The sequence below is a fragment of the Anaerococcus marasmi genome, assembly GCF_900290195.1.
In the GTDB taxonomy this organism is placed as follows: domain Bacteria; phylum Bacillota; class Clostridia; order Tissierellales; family Peptoniphilaceae; genus Anaerococcus; species Anaerococcus marasmi.
Genome location: NZ_OLMF01000004.1, coordinates 1,118,015 through 1,135,011, shown reverse-complemented (window position 1 = coordinate 1,135,011; position 16,997 = coordinate 1,118,015). Strand labels below are relative to the sequence as shown.

At 36.3% G+C, this 16,997-nt stretch carries 13 protein-coding genes and 1 pseudogene; 13 read left to right on the top strand and 1 reads right to left on the bottom strand.

The features are described 5' to 3' along the window. The first annotated feature begins 152 nt into the window (after positions 1 to 152). From ileS to C7D97_RS05815, 13 genes and pseudogenes are all read left to right on the top strand, one after another. On the top strand, positions 153 to 3,266 hold the full coding sequence (gene ileS / locus C7D97_RS05875) for an isoleucine--tRNA ligase (protein ID WP_105301165.1): 3,114 nt from the start codon (positions 153 to 155) through the stop codon (positions 3,264 to 3,266). 447 nt (positions 3,267 to 3,713) lie between these two features. Further along, positions 3,714 to 4,374, top strand: a pseudogene (locus C7D97_RS05870) (response regulator transcription factor). Continuing rightward, positions 4,367 to 5,344, top strand: a complete 978-nt coding sequence (locus C7D97_RS05865) for a sensor histidine kinase (protein ID WP_105301164.1) — start codon at positions 4,367 to 4,369, stop codon at positions 5,342 to 5,344. The pseudogene C7D97_RS05870 and the gene C7D97_RS05865 overlap by 8 nt, the downstream one beginning before the upstream one ends. 99 nt (positions 5,345 to 5,443) lie before the next feature. After that, positions 5,444 to 6,133 carry an ABC transporter ATP-binding protein gene (locus C7D97_RS05860; RefSeq protein WP_105301163.1) on the top strand — a complete coding sequence of 230 codons (690 nt, stop codon included), beginning with the start codon at positions 5,444 to 5,446 and terminating at the stop codon, positions 6,131 to 6,133. Beyond that, positions 6,120 to 8,615 carry an FtsX-like permease family protein gene (locus tag C7D97_RS05855; protein ID WP_105301162.1) on the top strand — a complete coding sequence of 832 codons (2,496 nt, stop codon included), beginning with the start codon at positions 6,120 to 6,122 and terminating at the stop codon, positions 8,613 to 8,615. The genes C7D97_RS05860 and C7D97_RS05855 overlap by 14 nt, the downstream gene beginning before the upstream one ends. Before the next feature lie 174 nt (positions 8,616 to 8,789). Next, positions 8,790 to 9,233 carry an 8-oxo-dGTP diphosphatase gene (locus C7D97_RS05850; protein ID WP_105301161.1) on the top strand — a complete coding sequence of 148 codons (444 nt, stop codon included), beginning with the start codon at positions 8,790 to 8,792 and terminating at the stop codon, positions 9,231 to 9,233. 92 nt (positions 9,234 to 9,325) lie between these two features. Further along, positions 9,326 to 10,351 carry a lipid II:glycine glycyltransferase FemX gene (locus C7D97_RS05845; protein WP_105301160.1) on the top strand — a complete coding sequence of 342 codons (1,026 nt, stop codon included), beginning with the start codon at positions 9,326 to 9,328 and terminating at the stop codon, positions 10,349 to 10,351. After that, the gene (locus C7D97_RS05840; RefSeq protein WP_105301159.1) at positions 10,351 to 11,067 is read left to right on the top strand and encodes an ABC transporter ATP-binding protein; all 717 of its coding nucleotides are present in this window, start codon (positions 10,351 to 10,353) and stop codon (positions 11,065 to 11,067) included. The genes C7D97_RS05845 and C7D97_RS05840 overlap by 1 nt, the downstream gene beginning before the upstream one ends. Then, positions 11,057 to 12,094, top strand: coding sequence for a COG1361 S-layer family protein (locus C7D97_RS05835; RefSeq protein ID WP_105301158.1), 1,038 nt, complete (start codon positions 11,057 to 11,059; stop codon positions 12,092 to 12,094). The genes C7D97_RS05840 and C7D97_RS05835 overlap by 11 nt, the downstream gene beginning before the upstream one ends. After that, positions 12,084 to 13,460, top strand: a complete 1,377-nt coding sequence (locus tag C7D97_RS05830) for an ABC transporter permease (protein ID WP_105301157.1) — start codon at positions 12,084 to 12,086, stop codon at positions 13,458 to 13,460. Before C7D97_RS05835 ends, C7D97_RS05830 begins: the two co-directional genes overlap by 11 nt. Before the next feature lie 249 nt (positions 13,461 to 13,709). Further along, a complete protein-coding gene (locus C7D97_RS05825) occupies positions 13,710 to 14,108 on the top strand; it encodes an ATP cone domain-containing protein (protein WP_105301156.1) in 399 nt (132 codons plus the stop codon). Continuing rightward, positions 14,108 to 14,590: a 23S rRNA (pseudouridine(1915)-N(3))-methyltransferase RlmH gene (rlmH, locus tag C7D97_RS05820; RefSeq protein ID WP_105301155.1), complete on the top strand. Its 483-nt coding sequence runs from the start codon at positions 14,108 to 14,110 to the stop codon at positions 14,588 to 14,590. Before C7D97_RS05825 ends, rlmH begins: the two co-directional genes overlap by 1 nt. A gap of 12 nt (positions 14,591 to 14,602) precedes the next feature. Continuing rightward, a complete protein-coding gene (locus C7D97_RS05815) occupies positions 14,603 to 15,187 on the top strand; it encodes a DJ-1 family glyoxalase III (protein WP_105301154.1) in 585 nt (194 codons plus the stop codon). Between the two features lie 323 nt (positions 15,188 to 15,510). On the opposite strand, the gene C7D97_RS05810 is transcribed toward C7D97_RS05815, so the two are convergent. After that, on the bottom strand, positions 15,511 to 16,986 hold the full coding sequence (locus C7D97_RS05810; protein WP_105301153.1) for an NAD(P)/FAD-dependent oxidoreductase: 1,476 nt from the start codon (positions 16,984 to 16,986) through the stop codon (positions 15,511 to 15,513). Positions 16,987 to 16,997 lie beyond the last annotated feature (11 nt).

Below are 16,997 nucleotides of genomic sequence, written 5' to 3'. Positions count from 1 at the left end.
GCTGCTAGAGGAGTATTGGGCGAAGATCATCTTCTAGTCTAATAAATGAATTAGTAGTTTATTACGTTACAATTGCGTTAAATTGTCTATTAAAACGGTGGACCGTCCTTTTTAAGGACGGTTTTATTTTTTAGAAATTAAAGGAGTTATTAATGGCAGAATTTAAACCTTTAGACAGCAAAGATGTTAGGAAAAGAGAGGAAGAAGTCGAAAAGTATTGGCAAGAAATAGACCTACTTGATGAGACTTTCAAAACCCGTGAGGATGCAGAAGAATATATAATCTATGACGGACCTCCAACAGCAAACGGAAAACCAGGAATCCACCACGTTATCGCTCGTACCCTTAAGGATATGACAAGCAGATACAAAAACATGCAAGGCTTTAAGGTCCTAAAAAAGGCAGGCTGGGATACCCACGGTCTTCCTGTAGAAATAGAAGTAGAAAAGAGCCTAGGCTTTCATGACAAAAATGATATAGAAGAATACGGAATCGAAAAGTTCAACAAGTTATGTAAGGAATCTGTTTGGAAATACTCAGACCTTTGGAGAGAGATGTCAGATAGGATGGCCTATCTCTACAACATGGACGATCCTTATATCACAATGGATAACGACTATGTAGAAACTGAATGGTACCTCCTAGATAAGGCCTTCAAAAACGGATACATCTACGAGGGAGCCAAGGTTATGCCATACTGTCCACGTTGTGGTACAGGTCTTGCAAGCCACGAGGTTGCCCAAGGTTACCAAATGGATAAAACTATAACCCTTACAGTTAAGTTTAAGAAAAAGGGAACTGATAACGAGTACTTCCTAGCATGGACCACAACCCCATGGACCCTCCCATCAAACGTGGCCCTATCAGTTCACCCAGAGCTAACCTACGCTAAGCTTTACGTAGCAGAGGAAGATTCTTACTATTATTGTGCCAAATCCCTAGCTGAAAATCTTATGGGAGAAAGAGAATACGAAGTCGTAGAAGAATTCCCAGGCAAGGATATGGAATATTGGGAATATGAACAACTTATGCCATATGTAAATGTAGGAGATGATAGGGCCTTTATCATAACCCTTGCTGACTACGTTTCTGCAGAAGATGGTACAGGTATAGTTCACTCCGCTCCAGCCTTTGGTGAGGACGACTACCAAATAGGAAGAAAATACGGACTTGCCTTTGTCCAACCAGTTGACCTTGAAGGTTGCTTTACAGAAACTCCTTGGAAGGGCGAATTTATCTTCGATACCAACGAAAAAATCTGGAGACACCTCCAAGAAGAAGGCAAGGTATTTAACAAACAAACCATAGAGCACAACTACCCACACTGCTGGAGATGCCACACACCACTAGTATATTATGCAAAACCATCCTGGTATATAGAAATGAGCAAGTTCTCAGATGCCATGGTAGAAAACAACAAAAACGTAAACTGGTACCCACAAACTATAGGGGACAAGAGATTTGGAAATTGGATCGAAAATGTAAAAGACTGGGCTATATCTAGGTCAAGATACTGGGGAACTCCACTAAATATCTGGAAATGTGACGAATGTGGCCACACAGATACAGTTGGATCAAGAGCCGAGCTAAAAGAACGTGCAATAGAGGATATATCAGAAGATATAGAACTTCACAGACCATATGTCGACAATGTATCTATCAAATGTGATAAGTGCGGGGGCACCATGCATAGGGTTCCTGATGTAATCGACGTTTGGTTTGACTCAGGAGCAATGCCATTTGCCCAACTTCACTATCCATTCGAACACAAGGAAGACTTTGACGAATACTTCCCAGCAGACTTTATCTCAGAAGGAATCGACCAAACAAGAGGTTGGTTCTACTCACTAATGGCCATATCTACCATCACAACAGGCAAGGCACCTTACAAAAACGTCCTAGTAAACGACCTTGTAGTAGATAAGAACGGTCAAAAGATGAGTAAATCCAAAGGAAACACCCTCGATCCATTTGCCCTCTTTGATAAATACGGGGCAGATGCCGTAAGATTCTACTCTCTCTATGTATCTCCACCATGGATGCAAACAAAGTTTGACGAAAAGGGCCTAATCGAAGTTAAGAATAACTTCTTTAGAACATTCGAAAATGTCTACAACTTCTTCGGTCTCTACGCAGAAACAGACAAATTAAGTTCAGAAGAAATAGCAGGATTTAGCGACCTAAAACTTGAAAAAATAGATAAATGGCTCTACTCCAAACTAAATACCCTAATCAAAAACTACACAGAAGCAATGGATGCTTTTGACTACAACAAGGTAGTTCACATGATCTCAGACTTCGTAGTAGAAGATCTATCAAACTGGTACATCAGAAGAAATAGAAAGAGATTCTGGAACTCAGAGCTTACAGATAATAAGAAAGCAGTATACAAGACTACATTTGATGCAATCCTTACAATATCCAAGCTCATCGCTCCAATCACACCATTTATAGCTGAAGAAGTCTTTAGATCTCTTACAGGAGAAAAGACTGTTCACACAAGCCTCCTCCCTAAGGCAGACGAGAAAATGATCGACACCGACCTTGAAGAAAGCATGGACCTTGTAAGAAAGATAGTAAATCTAGGTAGGGCTTCAAGAGAGAAAGAATCAATCAAAGTTCGCCAACCCCTAGCGAAAATCATAGTAGACGGAGCCTACAAGGAGAAAATTTCAGACCTTAAAGGCTTAATCAAAGAAGAGCTAAACATAAAGGATGTCGACTTCGAAGATGACCTATCAGACTTCATGGACTACTTCCTAAAACCAGACTTTAGAGTAGTAGGAAGAATCTTCCAATCCAAGGTCAACGACTTCGCCAAATTCCTAGCATCCACCGATGCCAAGAAATTCATAGAAGCTGTTGAAGAAAATCCTCAAGAAATCACCCTAGGAGATGAGACCTACCAAGTCACAAAAGACTATCTAGATATAAGAATCTCTGCCAAAGAAGGATTCGATGTAGAAATGGACGGCAATGTCTTCGTAATACTCGATACAGAAATCACAGAAGACCTCCGTGATGAGGGATATGCGAGAGAATTCACCTCCAAGGTTCAAAACATGAGAAAAGATAGTGGATTTGAAGTAACAGACAGAATCAACATCTACTATGAAGCATCCGACGAACTAAACAAATCTCTAGAGAAATTCAAAGAAGAAATCACAAAAGAAACCCTAGCAGATAAGTTCGAAAGAAAAGACCTCACAAGCGAAGAAATCGAACTAAACGATAAGACAGTCAAAATAGAGCTTGAGAGATTATAAACTTAGGATCTATCATTTATAATATGGAGTAAATTCCTTAAAACTAATGAAATTAAGTCGGCATGAAGAAATTAAACTTTGTGCCGATTTTTATATTTAAATTTCTCATAAAAATCCAATAATTTTAATTCTATTTATTTTATGAATTTCTAGTTAGATAAGCTAGCTTACAAAGAATAATTCTTCTTATAGAAGTTACAAAGAATAGATTTTAAATGTGATATAATATAGAAGAAAAATTGTATCAAGTGAAATAAACTGATAAAATCAATACTAGAATTTTATATGACAAATTATGAATAATAATTAATAGATAAATTTATAAAGCCATAGAAAGGGCAGCTCATATATTGGAGAAACAAGACTATATGAGAATCTAAACACTAAGGTGTTAGGTGGACTTTTGATTTTTAAAATCTGATGTATCTGACATATAGGAGTACAAGCTTGAAAATACTAATGATCGAAGATGATAGCACGATTGCCTTTGCTGTTAAAACTTACTTAAACAAACAGAATATTGAGACGGTTATTTATAAGAGTATTTCTCAAACTGAAAATACAAATTTCAATAACTTTGATTTAATTCTTCTCGACGTAAATCTCCCTGATGGCTCAGGATTTGATTTTTTAAAGTGGCTGAGAGAATTTTCTGACCTTCCTGTAATAATGCTTACTGTAAAAGACGAAGACGAGTATGTTATCAAAGGTCTTTCTCAAGGAGCAGATGACTATATTACAAAACCTTTTTCTCTTCCTGTCCTAAAGGCGAGGATAGACAATGTGTTTAGTAGAAAAATAAAAAAAGGTTAACGAACTGACTTTTGAAAATTTATATTTAGATCTCATTTCAAAACAAGCTTCAATAGATGGAAAAGATTTAGATCTTAACTTAAAAGAGTTTGCTGTTTTAGAAATGCTTTTAGAAAATCAAAATATAAATCTACTAAGAGAGCGAATTTTAGATTATGTATGGGGTTATGATTTTTATGAAGTAAACGACAATACCCTAACTGTCACCATAAAAAGACTCAGATCTAAACTTGGAGATTATGGTAATCATATAAAAACAATAAGAGGAATAGGATATAGGTGGGACAATGAGTAAAAACAAAAATATTTTACTTGTCTTAATTTTAAATTTGATAATGTCTTTGTTTGTAGTTTATATCAACCCAAGATTTGATATTCTAACACTTTTCGGCTTTCTACTAATAAATATAATTCTATTTCTAATTATTAGAAAATTTGAAAAGAAAAAAGAAATAGAGCTAGAAGATAAGATTAATAATATATTTAATCTTATCCATTCACTTGATATAAACTCTGATAATTACGAAATTATTGACGATGAATTTGGAAAATTAAGAGATGAGATTATTAAAATTATTATAGAAAGCAAGAAAATAGCTGAAAATGCAGAGAAAAACAAAGATACATTAAGAGAATATACAGAGGACATTGCCCATCAAATAAAAACTCCATTGACTGGATCACTATTATTGCTAGACTTATTAGAAGACGAAGATGACAACTTTTACGAAGAATATATAGAAAGACTTAGAGATAATTTACTTAGACTCCACAACTTATCTGACATTTTATTAAAACTTGCAGCCCTTGATTCTGGAACAATAGAAATGACAAAAGACAGGATATCTGCTCGAGAATTAATTGAAGATATTATACAAAAGCTAAAAGATTATTTTATCAATGATAATGTTGAAATTCCACTTTATGGAGATGACTTTTATCTTATATGCGATAAGAAATGGACTTATGAAGCAGCATTTAATGTGATGAAAAATGGTCTAGAAGCAACAGAAGATAGACATATAGAAATTCATCTAAAAGATACGAACTTATATAAGAGCATATTAATAGAAGATTTCTCAGATGGCTTAGATCGAAAAATGTTAGAAAAAGTTTTTAAACGTTTTTATAAGCTGGATCCAAATTCAAAAGGTTATGGGATTGGACTTCCTATGGCAAAATCTGTTATGGAAAGACAAAATGGAGAACTTTTATATCATAAAGGTAAGAAATCAAATGCCTTTGAACTGAGATTTTATAATTAAATTTTAAGACTGTGTCTAAAAATAAGACACAGTTTTTTTCTAGTCACTTTCTAGTCACTTAAGTCTAATATTATATAGACAAGTTAAGGAGGATACAATATGAATATAGTAAAAACAGTTGATTTAACAAAAACATATAAGGGCGGAGTAGAAGTAAATGCCCTTTCAAATGTAAACTTTGAACTAGAAAAAGGAGACCTAGTTGCCATCATTGGAGACAGTGGATCTGGTAAATCTACACTACTTCATTTACTTGCAGGAGTTGATAAACCAACAAGTGGTGATATATTTATTCAAGATAAAAATATTACCAAGTTTAACAAAGATGAAATGACAGTATTTCGCAGAAGGAATATAGGCGTTGTCTATCAATTTTTTAATTTGATTCCAAACATCAACGTTCGAAAAAATATTTTACTTCCTCTTTTGTTAGACAATAAAAAGGCAGATGACGAATATTTAAAGGAAATTTTATCGATACTAGGAATAGAAGGAAAGCTTGATAGGTATCCAAAACAATTATCAGGTGGTGAGCAACAAAGGGTGGCTATTGCTAGAAGCCTTATTACAAGACCTGCCATTATCCTAGCAGATGAACCTACAGGAAATCTTGATAGAAAAAATTCTGAAGAAATCATAGGACTTTTCAGACTTGTAAATAAGAGACTAAATTCTACAATTATGATCATAACTCATGATGAAAAAGTAGCAAATTCTTGTGACAAGGTCTATAGAATGGTAGACGGTAGGTTAAATTTCTTAGGAGATGGAACTTATGAAAATTATTAATGACCTAGCTGATGGAGCTGTAAAAAATAATAAGAAAGACAGTTTTTCTATTAAAATATCAATACTTTTAGCAGTAATGTTATTAGGAACTGTAATTTTTATCCTCAACTCGTTAAAAACTGACAAGTATGAGTATGTAAAGAAAACTTTTGGAGATTATCATGTGAAGATAACTGGAATTGACGAAGGTTTTTATGATAAATTAAAAAACAATAAAGATATAGAAAAAGTTTCTTTCAATAAAATAATAAAAACAGACTTAAATGCAGTTATATATGAAAATGGAGATCCTGTAAGTCTTTTAGGCTATGACATTAAGGAAGGAAAAAAGCCAGAAAAAGCAAATGAACTTTTAGTACCAGAGAGATTTTTAATAAAAAATAAAGAATATGATTTGGGTTCTGAAATAAATGTTCGTGATAAAACTTATAAAATAGTTGGTACTTATGATGATTTTAGCTCTTCATTTGAAGAGGCTATGTTTGTAGGTTTATCTGAAAGTGATGATAAAAAAGTCTTGTTTGAAAAAAATGATGGAATAGAAGCCCAGATTTGGTATAAAAATATAAGAGATACTTATACAAAGACTAGGGAAATTTTATCAGAAATGAATATTGATGAGAATCATGCCCTAGATATTGGTAGAGTATTTTATAATAAAGATATCTTAGAATATAAAATGGTCTATCCAAAAGGAATCATTCCACCAAAAAGTGTTGTAAACTCAGCTTTAGAACAATATGGATCAGCCTTCTTTCTTTGCCTACTTTTTGCATTTATCATTTATGGGGCTTTTAATGTATGGAATAATAGGGATTTAAAGGAAATTGCTCTATTAAAAAGCACTGGGATGACAGATAAGCAGGTAAAGCAATTAATTCGAAAGAAAGCATTTAAACTTTCAACCTTACCAATAGCCTTGGGAACAATCTTATCTTTGGCTTCTGCAAATCTGCTCTTATATTTGATGTGGCTTAATAATACAAAATCTTATCAAAACATATCAAATATTTTAGGTCAAAGTGTAAAATCTATGGATTTCCATTTCATATTTCCAAGCCCTATATCTATTTTAATAATTGTTTTGTTATCCTTGATAATGGTGTATTTTTCAGCATTGGTCCCTGCCAAGAAAAGTGCGAAGATAAATGTTGTCGAAGGTTTAAATGGGATTACAGAAAAAAATATTAAATTAGGAAAATCAAAAATAAATGGACCAATAGAAAAGACTTTAGCAAAAGATTATTACAGGTCTTATCGTTCAACCTATCGAATTATTGTAATTTCCATGGCTCTGTCTGCCTTGGTACTGACTAATGTTTTAGTAAGTCGGGCATATGGAAGTTTAGAGGAAAAATATAATAACTACCAAAGTCCTTACAATTTTGACTCTAGTATTTATATAGGTGATTTTTTGGATAAAAACTTTGTTCATGATATAGAAGAAGTTGAAGGCATAGACCAATTGCATGTATACCAAAGAGTTGATACAAAATTTTACCTTGGTGATAATAAGGATTTTATTTCTAAGGATTTAAATGAAGCTTTAAATAGCGGTAAAATACTGGAAGATAAATTACATTCCAACATATATGCCTTAACAGATGAGGATTTCGAAAAACTTTTAAAAGAAAATAATATTTCGAATGCAAAGTATTTACTACTAAATAAAATTCCAAAAGATAGTAGAAGCCCTTATTCTTTTAATGAATATATAAAAATTTCTGATAAGAATACTGGAAAAGTAACTTTAAAATATAATGCAGATGGTAAGTCCATGCCTATAAAAATAGATTCAAGTATCGATGAAATGCCTTATAATCTAGAAGCTTATAATGACAATCAAATATCTATCTTTACAAGTGAAAGTACCATGAAAAAATTTATTGATGAATATGGAATAGATGAAGGCGACCCAGTTTATTATTACTTTGTAAAAATTAAAGCTGATAATAATAAAGAAAAAGTATTTGAAGATGCAGAAAAAGTGATTTCGACCTATGTTGCAAAATCTGACCATGGAACTTCCACAGAAATTCTAAAAGCAGCTATGGATAAAGAAGTAATAAGGAATGAAAGACTTCTAAATCTAGCTATCCAAATCATTCTTATAACGATTGCTCTTTCCAATGCCTATAATAGTTTTAAAGGCAACCTTAGAGCGAGAGCCAATGATTTTAAACTTCTATCAACAGCAGGCATGACAGAAAAACAAATGGAAAAGATGGTATTTGGAGAAGGGAAGATATTGTTTAAAAATATTTTCTTAGCCTATATCTTTATGTTCGCTATAGGTATTGTGTTAAGAGCCTATAGGAGTAACTATGAATTAGGATTTGCAATAAAAGGCCTGATAACAAATATGAATTATATCCCTCTAATAATAGTATTTGTATTTATGATGGCAGGAGTTTTAGTAGCAATAAATAGTGGTCTTAAAACAATAAACGAAAACTCAGATAATACTTTCAAGACTATATAAGAAAAGGGCTGTGAGCATTAAACTCATAGCCTTTTACCTTACCACCTAAAGACTTTCTAAATCATTTTCAAAAATCCTAAATCAATGGGCCTTAGGGTCCAATTTTTTGTACAAACTTTTACTTAATTATAAATAACATATAATAATAAGAGAAGATAAAGTTAGTGAGGATTTATGCAGACTAGATTAATGAATATGGTTATGATTTGTGATGAAGTTAATGATAGGGTTCTAGTTCTTGACAAGGTCAAAAAATATGGCTGGGAGGGGCTTACTTTTCCTGGAGGCAAGGTCGAGGAAGGGGAGAGCCTTACCGATTCTGTCATTAGAGAGGCCAAGGAGGAGACTAATCTCGATATCGAAAATCCTAAACTTGTTGGTCTTATCACTTGGATTGTCGAAGGAAGGCGAGATATTGGGTTTCTCTTTAGGACGAGTGACTTTAAGGGAGAGCTTATCGAAAATAATAGGGAAGGTAGGCTCTTCTGGGATTCTTATGATAATATGAAAAAAAGCGACGGGCTTTCTGAGTCAATGGATAGGATTTTTGATATTTATGAAGGGAAATTCCAAGAAATCACCTGGTTTTATGATGAGGGAAGGGTAATCTATCAATAGAATATATTGAAAAAACCCCTAGCTCCTGTTATAATTAAGTAAATGTATGGCTAGGGGCATAACAGTTAATTTGAAGTGAAAGAGAGAGTAATATGATTTTAGATAAAAACAACAAGGACTTAGTTAAAAAATACAATGATTTTATCAAGAATTCGCCATATGGCAACTTCATGCAGGATATGCGCTGGGCGAATATCAAGGCCAATTGGGAAAGCGTCTACTTCTATGTCGAAGAAGATGGCGAAATCAAGGGAGCCCTTTCAGTTTTATATATAAAAGATGGAAAGGTCGGCAAGAACTTCTTCTATGCTACGAGAGGACCTGTCTGTGACCTAAGAGATATAGAATTGGTGAAGGAATTAATTGACGAAGCAAGTGAATTTGCTAAGGAAAATTACGGCTTCCTCCTTCGTATAGACCCATTAGTTCGCAGGGATGAGGATTTAGTTAAGCTCTATGCGGAAAACGGAATTACTATCCGCCATGACAAGACTACTTCATCTCAGCCCCTTCTTAACATGGTCCTAGACATAGACGGGAGAGATGGGGAAGAGATCTTCAAGAATTTCTCCAAAAATACTAGAAAACACACCAGAAAATCCTACAGGGACGGAATCAAGACAAGGGAAGTCGGAGAAGAAGGAGTGGATATCCTCTACAAGCAAGTAGTAGATACTGCCGAAAGAGCTGGTATTAATCACAGACCTTACGAGTATTTCAAGGCTCTTTATGATAATTACAAGGACGAGATAAGGCTTTCAGTTTCTTATCTAGACGAGACTCCACTTTGTTCATCTATGTTAATCTGCTATGGAAACAGGGCCCTTGCCCTTTATGGTGGTTCAAGTGATGAGCATAAGGACATGGGTCAAAACTATCAGATAAACTACGAAGAAGTAAAATATGCAGCAGAAAAAGGCTATGACCATTATGATATGGGAGGAATTTTCGAGGCTGACGATTCCGACGGACTCTACAGATTTAAGAGGAAATTTACAGAAGAAAATGTAGAAAATCTCATAGGAGAAATCGACATTGTCCTAGATGAGAAGCTTTATGACGAATATATCAAGGAGAAAAATCCTCACTTCAAGAAAGAGGAAGAAAAGGAAGACTAGTGAGTTTAATAGAAGTCAGAGGGCTTAAGAAATATTACAAGCTAGGTGGTAATATCATAAAGGCCCTGGATGGGATAGACCTAGATATTAAAAAGGGCGAGTTTGTGGCTCTTTTGGGAACGAGTGGTTCGGGTAAGTCGACCCTACTTAATATGCTCGCAGGTCTTGAAAGACCGACCAAGGGATCTATAAAATACGGAAATATCTCCCTAACCGACCTTAATGAGGAAGAGATTACTAAATTTAGAAACCTAAATATAGGCTTTGTCTTCCAATCCTACAACCTCCTTCCTTATCTATCAGCCTGGGAGAATGTCTCCCTTCCCCTAACCTTCAAGGGACTTAGTAGGGAGGAGAGAAAGAAGGAAGCCTACAAGATCTTAAAGGAAGTGGGTCTTTCTGATAGGATGGACAACAAGCCAAACGAGCTTTCCGGTGGTCAGCAACAAAGAGTCTCCATAGCTCGTGCTTTCGTTGGCCTTCCAAAGATTATCTTTGCCGATGAACCGACAGGAAATCTCGACACCAAGACGAGCTTTGAGATTATGAATCTTATCAAAAAGATTACCAAAGAAAACCAGCAGACCTTTATTATGGTAACCCACGATGAAGAGATGACCGAGTTTGCTGACAAGGTACTTTTTATGAGAGACGGACGTTTAGAGAAAATTCACGAGAAATATACAATTGACGAGGTACTAGAAAATGATGGCTAATATTGACACAACAGAAACTACAAATACAGCTGAAACTTCCTCTGGAGAAGCTATCCCAGGGGCAAATGATACAGGCTCTTCCCAAGGTCCTATCAAAAATCAACCTAAGCTTATAATCTCAGACTATGAGCTTAGCCCATCTATAGCAGAGGCAGGGGAGAACTTCGACTTATCCTTTACCCTCTATAACACTAATAATGAAAACACTATCTACAATCTCAAGGTTACCCTAGAGCAAACCCTGGCATCTGCTCCACAAAATACTAGCACTGCCAACAATACCCTCGTATCTGATGGATCTGTCTTTACACCGGTAGATAGGTCAAATACCTTCTATGTAGCAGCCCTCTACCCTTGGGATTGGACTAGTAAATACATAACAATGAGCGTCCTACCAAATGCAACTCCAGGTCCTTATGTGGTAAATCTTACCATGGAATATGAGGACTATTTGGGCAACCAATACAAGAGCACAGAAACCATTGGCATCCCTGTAGCCCAAAGGTCTGGAGTAAACTTCGGCAAGGTCAAATTGGGAGAGCTAAATGCCAATACTCCTGGATCTTTATCTGTAAATATCTATAATACAGGAAAGGATAATCTCGATACGGTAATGGTAAGGGTCAAGGGAGATGGCTTTGACGTAGATGAAAACGAGAGATTTATTGGAAACTTCAACGCTGGAAGCACGGAGACCTTCTCTTGTAACATAACTCCCAAATCTGAGGGCAAGATATCTGGAACTATAGAGATAATCTACGAAGACTCCAGGGGCAAGGCCTACAAGAAGACTAAGGACTTTAGCACTGAAGTAATGGGAGGCTTTGAAGGAGAAGGCGGAATGATCGATCCTGAAACAGGAGAGATGATAGGAGAAGCTCCTCCTATGGAGGAAAACTCATCAGTGCTCTCATCTCCCTTTATCTGGATAGGAATTATAGTCCTTGCAGCCCTTCTGCTCTTACTTTTGAGAAAGAAAAGGAAGGGGAAAAAGAACGAGGAGCTAATAATAGACGATGAAGATTAGTGACAGATTCCAGATGGCCCTAAGAAACCTAGTCAGAAGGAAGTCAAGGACAGTCCTAACAGTCCTATCTGTAGTTATTGGAGCAAGCTCCATAATCCTAATGATTGCCTTCGCCTTGGGGATTAACCAACAACAAAAGGATATGGTAGAATCATTCGGAGGTCTTACTTCTATTACTATCCTCACAGAAAATAATGGGGGTTCGACTAAGGTTGACCAAGCAAGTATCTCGAGACTTCAAAGCATAGATGGGGTCAAGGTCGTAGTTCCATTCAAAAGCTTCTATAGTGAAATCAAGATAGAAGGAGAAGATGACTACAGCCTAGATAGTCAAATCCAAGTAATGCCAGATGATGTAATCGATAAGCTTACAGGAGATATGTTTAGTTCAGGTTCTAAGATGAATAGGACTGATGACAATAAGATTATCCTAGGATCTGAGGTTAGGCCTATGAAGATGATTCGTGAAGGAGGAGGAGGCTACTCCGGAGAGCCCGTCGAAGATTTCGACTACAGGGGCCATAAGTATTTTATAAGGCTAGGATGGAAAGATGAAAATGACGACGGGGTCAATTTTGGAGATGAAAATCAGGAAAATGGTGAGGAGAAAAAGCCGACCCATGCGGATATTCCTGTGGAGATTTCTGGTACCCTAAACTCCAAGTCCTTTGTAATGGGCTGGTCATCAGTGATTAACGAAAGCCTCTACAAGAAGCTTCAAAAGGAAGATAAGAAACTAGAAAGTCCACAGCTTAACCAAAACTTTGGCCCTGATGGAAAACCAATAGAGGTCAAAGATGACGGTCAGATTAAATACGATAACTTAAGTGTTGTAGTAGAAGATGTTGAAAAGCTAGAAGAAGTCGAAAAAGCCATAAGAAAGGCGGGTTTTCAGACCCAATCATCTGCAGGATCTGCCGAAGAGATCAAAAAGACTAGCATGATTGTAACACTGATACTTGGAGGAATCGGCTCCGTTGCCTTCATAGTTTCGGCTATAGGAATAATCAACACCATGCTTATGAGTATCTATGAAAGACAAAAGGAAATCGGAGTGATGAAGGTAATAGGGGCTTCCATCAACGATATAAGGTCCATGTTTCTTATAGAATCGGGCTTTATAGGATTCTTCGGAGGAATTGTGGGACTTATCATTTCCCTACTTATAGGAAGCCTGATAAATAAATTCGCCCAAGGATCGGGGATCTTTATGGGAGGGGGAGAAGATGCTAAAATCCTCCTAATTCCAATATGGCTAGCCCTAGTAGGAGTTGGCTTTTCATCAATGGTAGGAGTCCTTGCAGGCTATATCCCAGCCAGAAGAGCAACCAAACTATCAGCCATAGAGGCTTTAAGAGCAAATTAAGCAGAGAAATCTGCTCAGAGAGTAGACAAAGTAGCTTTAATTTAAATTTATTTTATAGTTAAGTTACCCTTATCTCGACTAAGTGAGTGAAACGAACGCGTGGAGAGATCTCATTAGATTTCTCCGCTCACTCCGTTCGGTCGAAATAAGGGTAATTTCGATTTTGTCTACAGTCTAAGCAGAGAAATCTGCTTTTTTTATACCAAAAAATTATCATTGGGTATAAATATAAAAAGCGAGGAGGAAGTAATGACTAAATTAAGTAGAGAAATCAAAAAATATCTAGATGAAAATAAACTAAGTCTGGAGGATATAAGAAGTGACCTACAGACCCTAGACGTAGACCTTGTGGGTGAAATGCTGGAAGATAAGGAAAATACCTATGTAATCAAGAGGACTGGAGCTGTCGAGAGATTTTCTAAGGATAAGATTGAAAGATCTATCAAAAATGCTGCAGGAGATGAGAAGGCAGCTATGAACACATCTGACCTTGCGATAATTGTAGATGATGTGTTTGATATTTTAAACTCAGACCCTAGAAAAGTCTATAAGACTAGTGAGATTAAATCCTATATCAAGGATTCCCTGCTTAAGGAAGGCTACTCAAAAGTATATGATTCCTTTATCTCTTACATCAAGGAAGATTAATGAACATAAAGATAGTCGCAGTAGGAAAGATTAAGGAGAAATTCTATAGGGATGCTATAGACGAATATATCAAAAGGATGGGAGCCTACAACAATATTGAAATTATAGAAGTAGCAGATATTATGGCGCCCGAAGGCCTTTCTGAAAAGGAGCTTGAAGAGATAAAGGATAAGGAAGGGGAGAAGATCCTAGCCAAAATCAAGGACGGAGCCTTCCTTGTGACTTTAGAAATCCTAGGTAAAGAGATGACTAGCGAGAAGTTCGCAGACTTTATCAAAGATGAAATGCTTATAGGAGGAGGGAGAGACCTGGTCTTTGTAATAGGCGGATCCAATGGTCTTTCCAAAAATGTAACGGGGCGTGCTAACAAGAAGCTTTCCTTTGGCAAGTTTACCTATCCCCACCAGCTTATGAGAGTCATCCTTTCAGAGCAAATCTATAGGGCCTTTAGGATAATAAATAACCATCCTTATCACAAATAAGAAGGAGTTTTGATGAATAAATTTTTAGTTTTAGTGGCAAATGGCAACGAGACAATAGAGATATTTACAGTAGTTGATTATCTTAGAAGAATTGGAGTTGAGCTTGACATCGCATCTGTCGAGGAAAGTAAAGAGCTTAAGACAAGTCAGGATGTTTCCTTTAAGGCAGATATTAGCTTTTCTGATATCAAGGAAGAAGACTATATGGGAGTCTATATTCCAGGAGGCACAAAGGGCGCCTATGCTATGAGGGATAATGAAAAAGTCTTAGACCTTCTAAGAAGCTTTAACGATGAGGACAAAATCATAGGAGCAATCTGTGCAGGACCAGTAGTCCTCAATAAGGCAGGAATTTTATCTGACAAAAAGGCCACATCCTTCCCAGATATGAAAGATGAGATGGATCAGACAGGGGAGTATGTAGATAATGAGATTGTAGTGACAGATGGCAATATCACTACAGGAAGGGGAGCTGCCGTGACCAATTACCTAGCCCTAAGACTTGCTCATATAATTGGAGGAGATGAGGCGGTAGCCAAACTTAAACACGGCACCCAACATGAGGCAGTCGAGAAATATTTTGGTTTTGAATACTAAGATAATCTAGAAGTAAATAAATCGCCCTATAGGGGGCGATTTTCTTTTGGTCTTAAGTGGAAAATCCTAAAGATCCTAAGAAAAATTAATAATGAGAATACTAGCTTTATAAAAATATCTAAGGCTTATTATCCTAGACCTATTCTCAAATAGAAATATGCTTACTATTTAAACTTCTTAAAATTCTAAGGAAAATCTAATTGATAAAAATCTCAAGGATCTTGCTATAATTGCAAAATTTTTTGCTAAGAAAAAGGACGAGGAAAAATTTCCCCGCCTTATCATTCCAGTTAAAGATAAAATCAAAAGTCTTTATTTTAACCTCATTTATTTTCGATTTCCTTTATTAATTCATTTATATCTTTCTTATTAATCCTAGAAATTCCTGAGTTTTCGCTGTCAAACTTCTTGTTTTCTATAGGATGACCATATTCGTCTTCCATTACTTCAAGGACCCTATTTCTACAGAAGGCACCTTGGCAAAAGCCCATACCCGCACGGGTTCTTCTCTTGACTGCGTCAAAACTTGTAAGCTCGATTCCTCTATTAAGCGCATCTCTAATAGTTTTCTCGCTTACTTGCTCGCACCTACAAACAAGTCTTTCTGGATCTCCCAGAGGGAGGTCGACCTTATCTTTTACTTTGTTAAAGTCTTCGAGGTCCTTATACTCGATTATTGGCTTTCTATTTGGATTGTAAGATGGATCTTCATCTAATTCTAGCCCAATGTCAACTAGTATATCTTCGACCATCTCTGCTATTGCAGGAGAAGAAGTAACACCAGGTGATTGGATGCCGACAACATTTATAAAGCCATCAGTCTCAGTATTTTCGATTATGAAATCTCCAGTTGAAGATGCTGGTCTAAGTCCTGTGAAAGATCTTATAAATTCCCTTAAGTTTAGGACATCTTCTTTGACAGACTTTTGTGCTAGCTTATAGATTTCTTCTAGTCTTTCTGTGTGGGTACCTAGGTCAATTTCTTCCTCATCTATTGCATCAGGGCCGATCAAGATATTGTTATGATAGGTCCTAGTTACGAGAATTCCCTTAGACTTAGGACTAGGTGTTTGGAAGAGGACCTTTTTAATGCGAGATCCAGTTCCCTTTTGCATGATTAGATATTCGCCACTTCTTGGATGGATATCAAAATCAGTTTGAGTAATCATAGAAGAAACCTTGGCACCATTAAGTCCAGTCGCATTTATGACAAATCTTCCTTCGAAAGATTCGCCCTTATCTGTCTTAACCTTAAATACATCTTCTTCTTTTTCGATTTCTACGACTTCATTATCCAGTTTTAGCTTGACACCATTATCCATGGCGTTTTCTACTAGGGCTATTACATATTCATAAGGAGAGCAAACTCCTGCACCCTTACAGTATAAGGCACCTATTGCATCATCAGATACATTTTCTTCGATCTCGCGAAGTTTTTCTTGACCTATGATTTCTATATCATCGAGGCCGTTTTCCTTGCCCATTTGTAAGAGAACCTCGAGCATTTTCATATCGTTCTCATCGAAGGCTAAAACAAGAGAACCATTGGCCAAAAAGCCAAAGTTTAGCTCTTCGTTGAGTTTTTCGAAAGAAACTCTTCCAGGATAGCACAACCTACCCCTAAGCTCCTTGCCACTTTCTGCATATCCTCCATGGACTATGGCAGAGTTGGCCTTGCTTGCGCCCATAGATACGTCGTTTTCTTTCTCAAGAAGGAGTATATCAAGTTTGTAACGGGATAGCCTCCTGGCAATGGAGGCCCCGCACACGCCTGCTCCTATTATAATTACATCAAACATAAACTCACTTC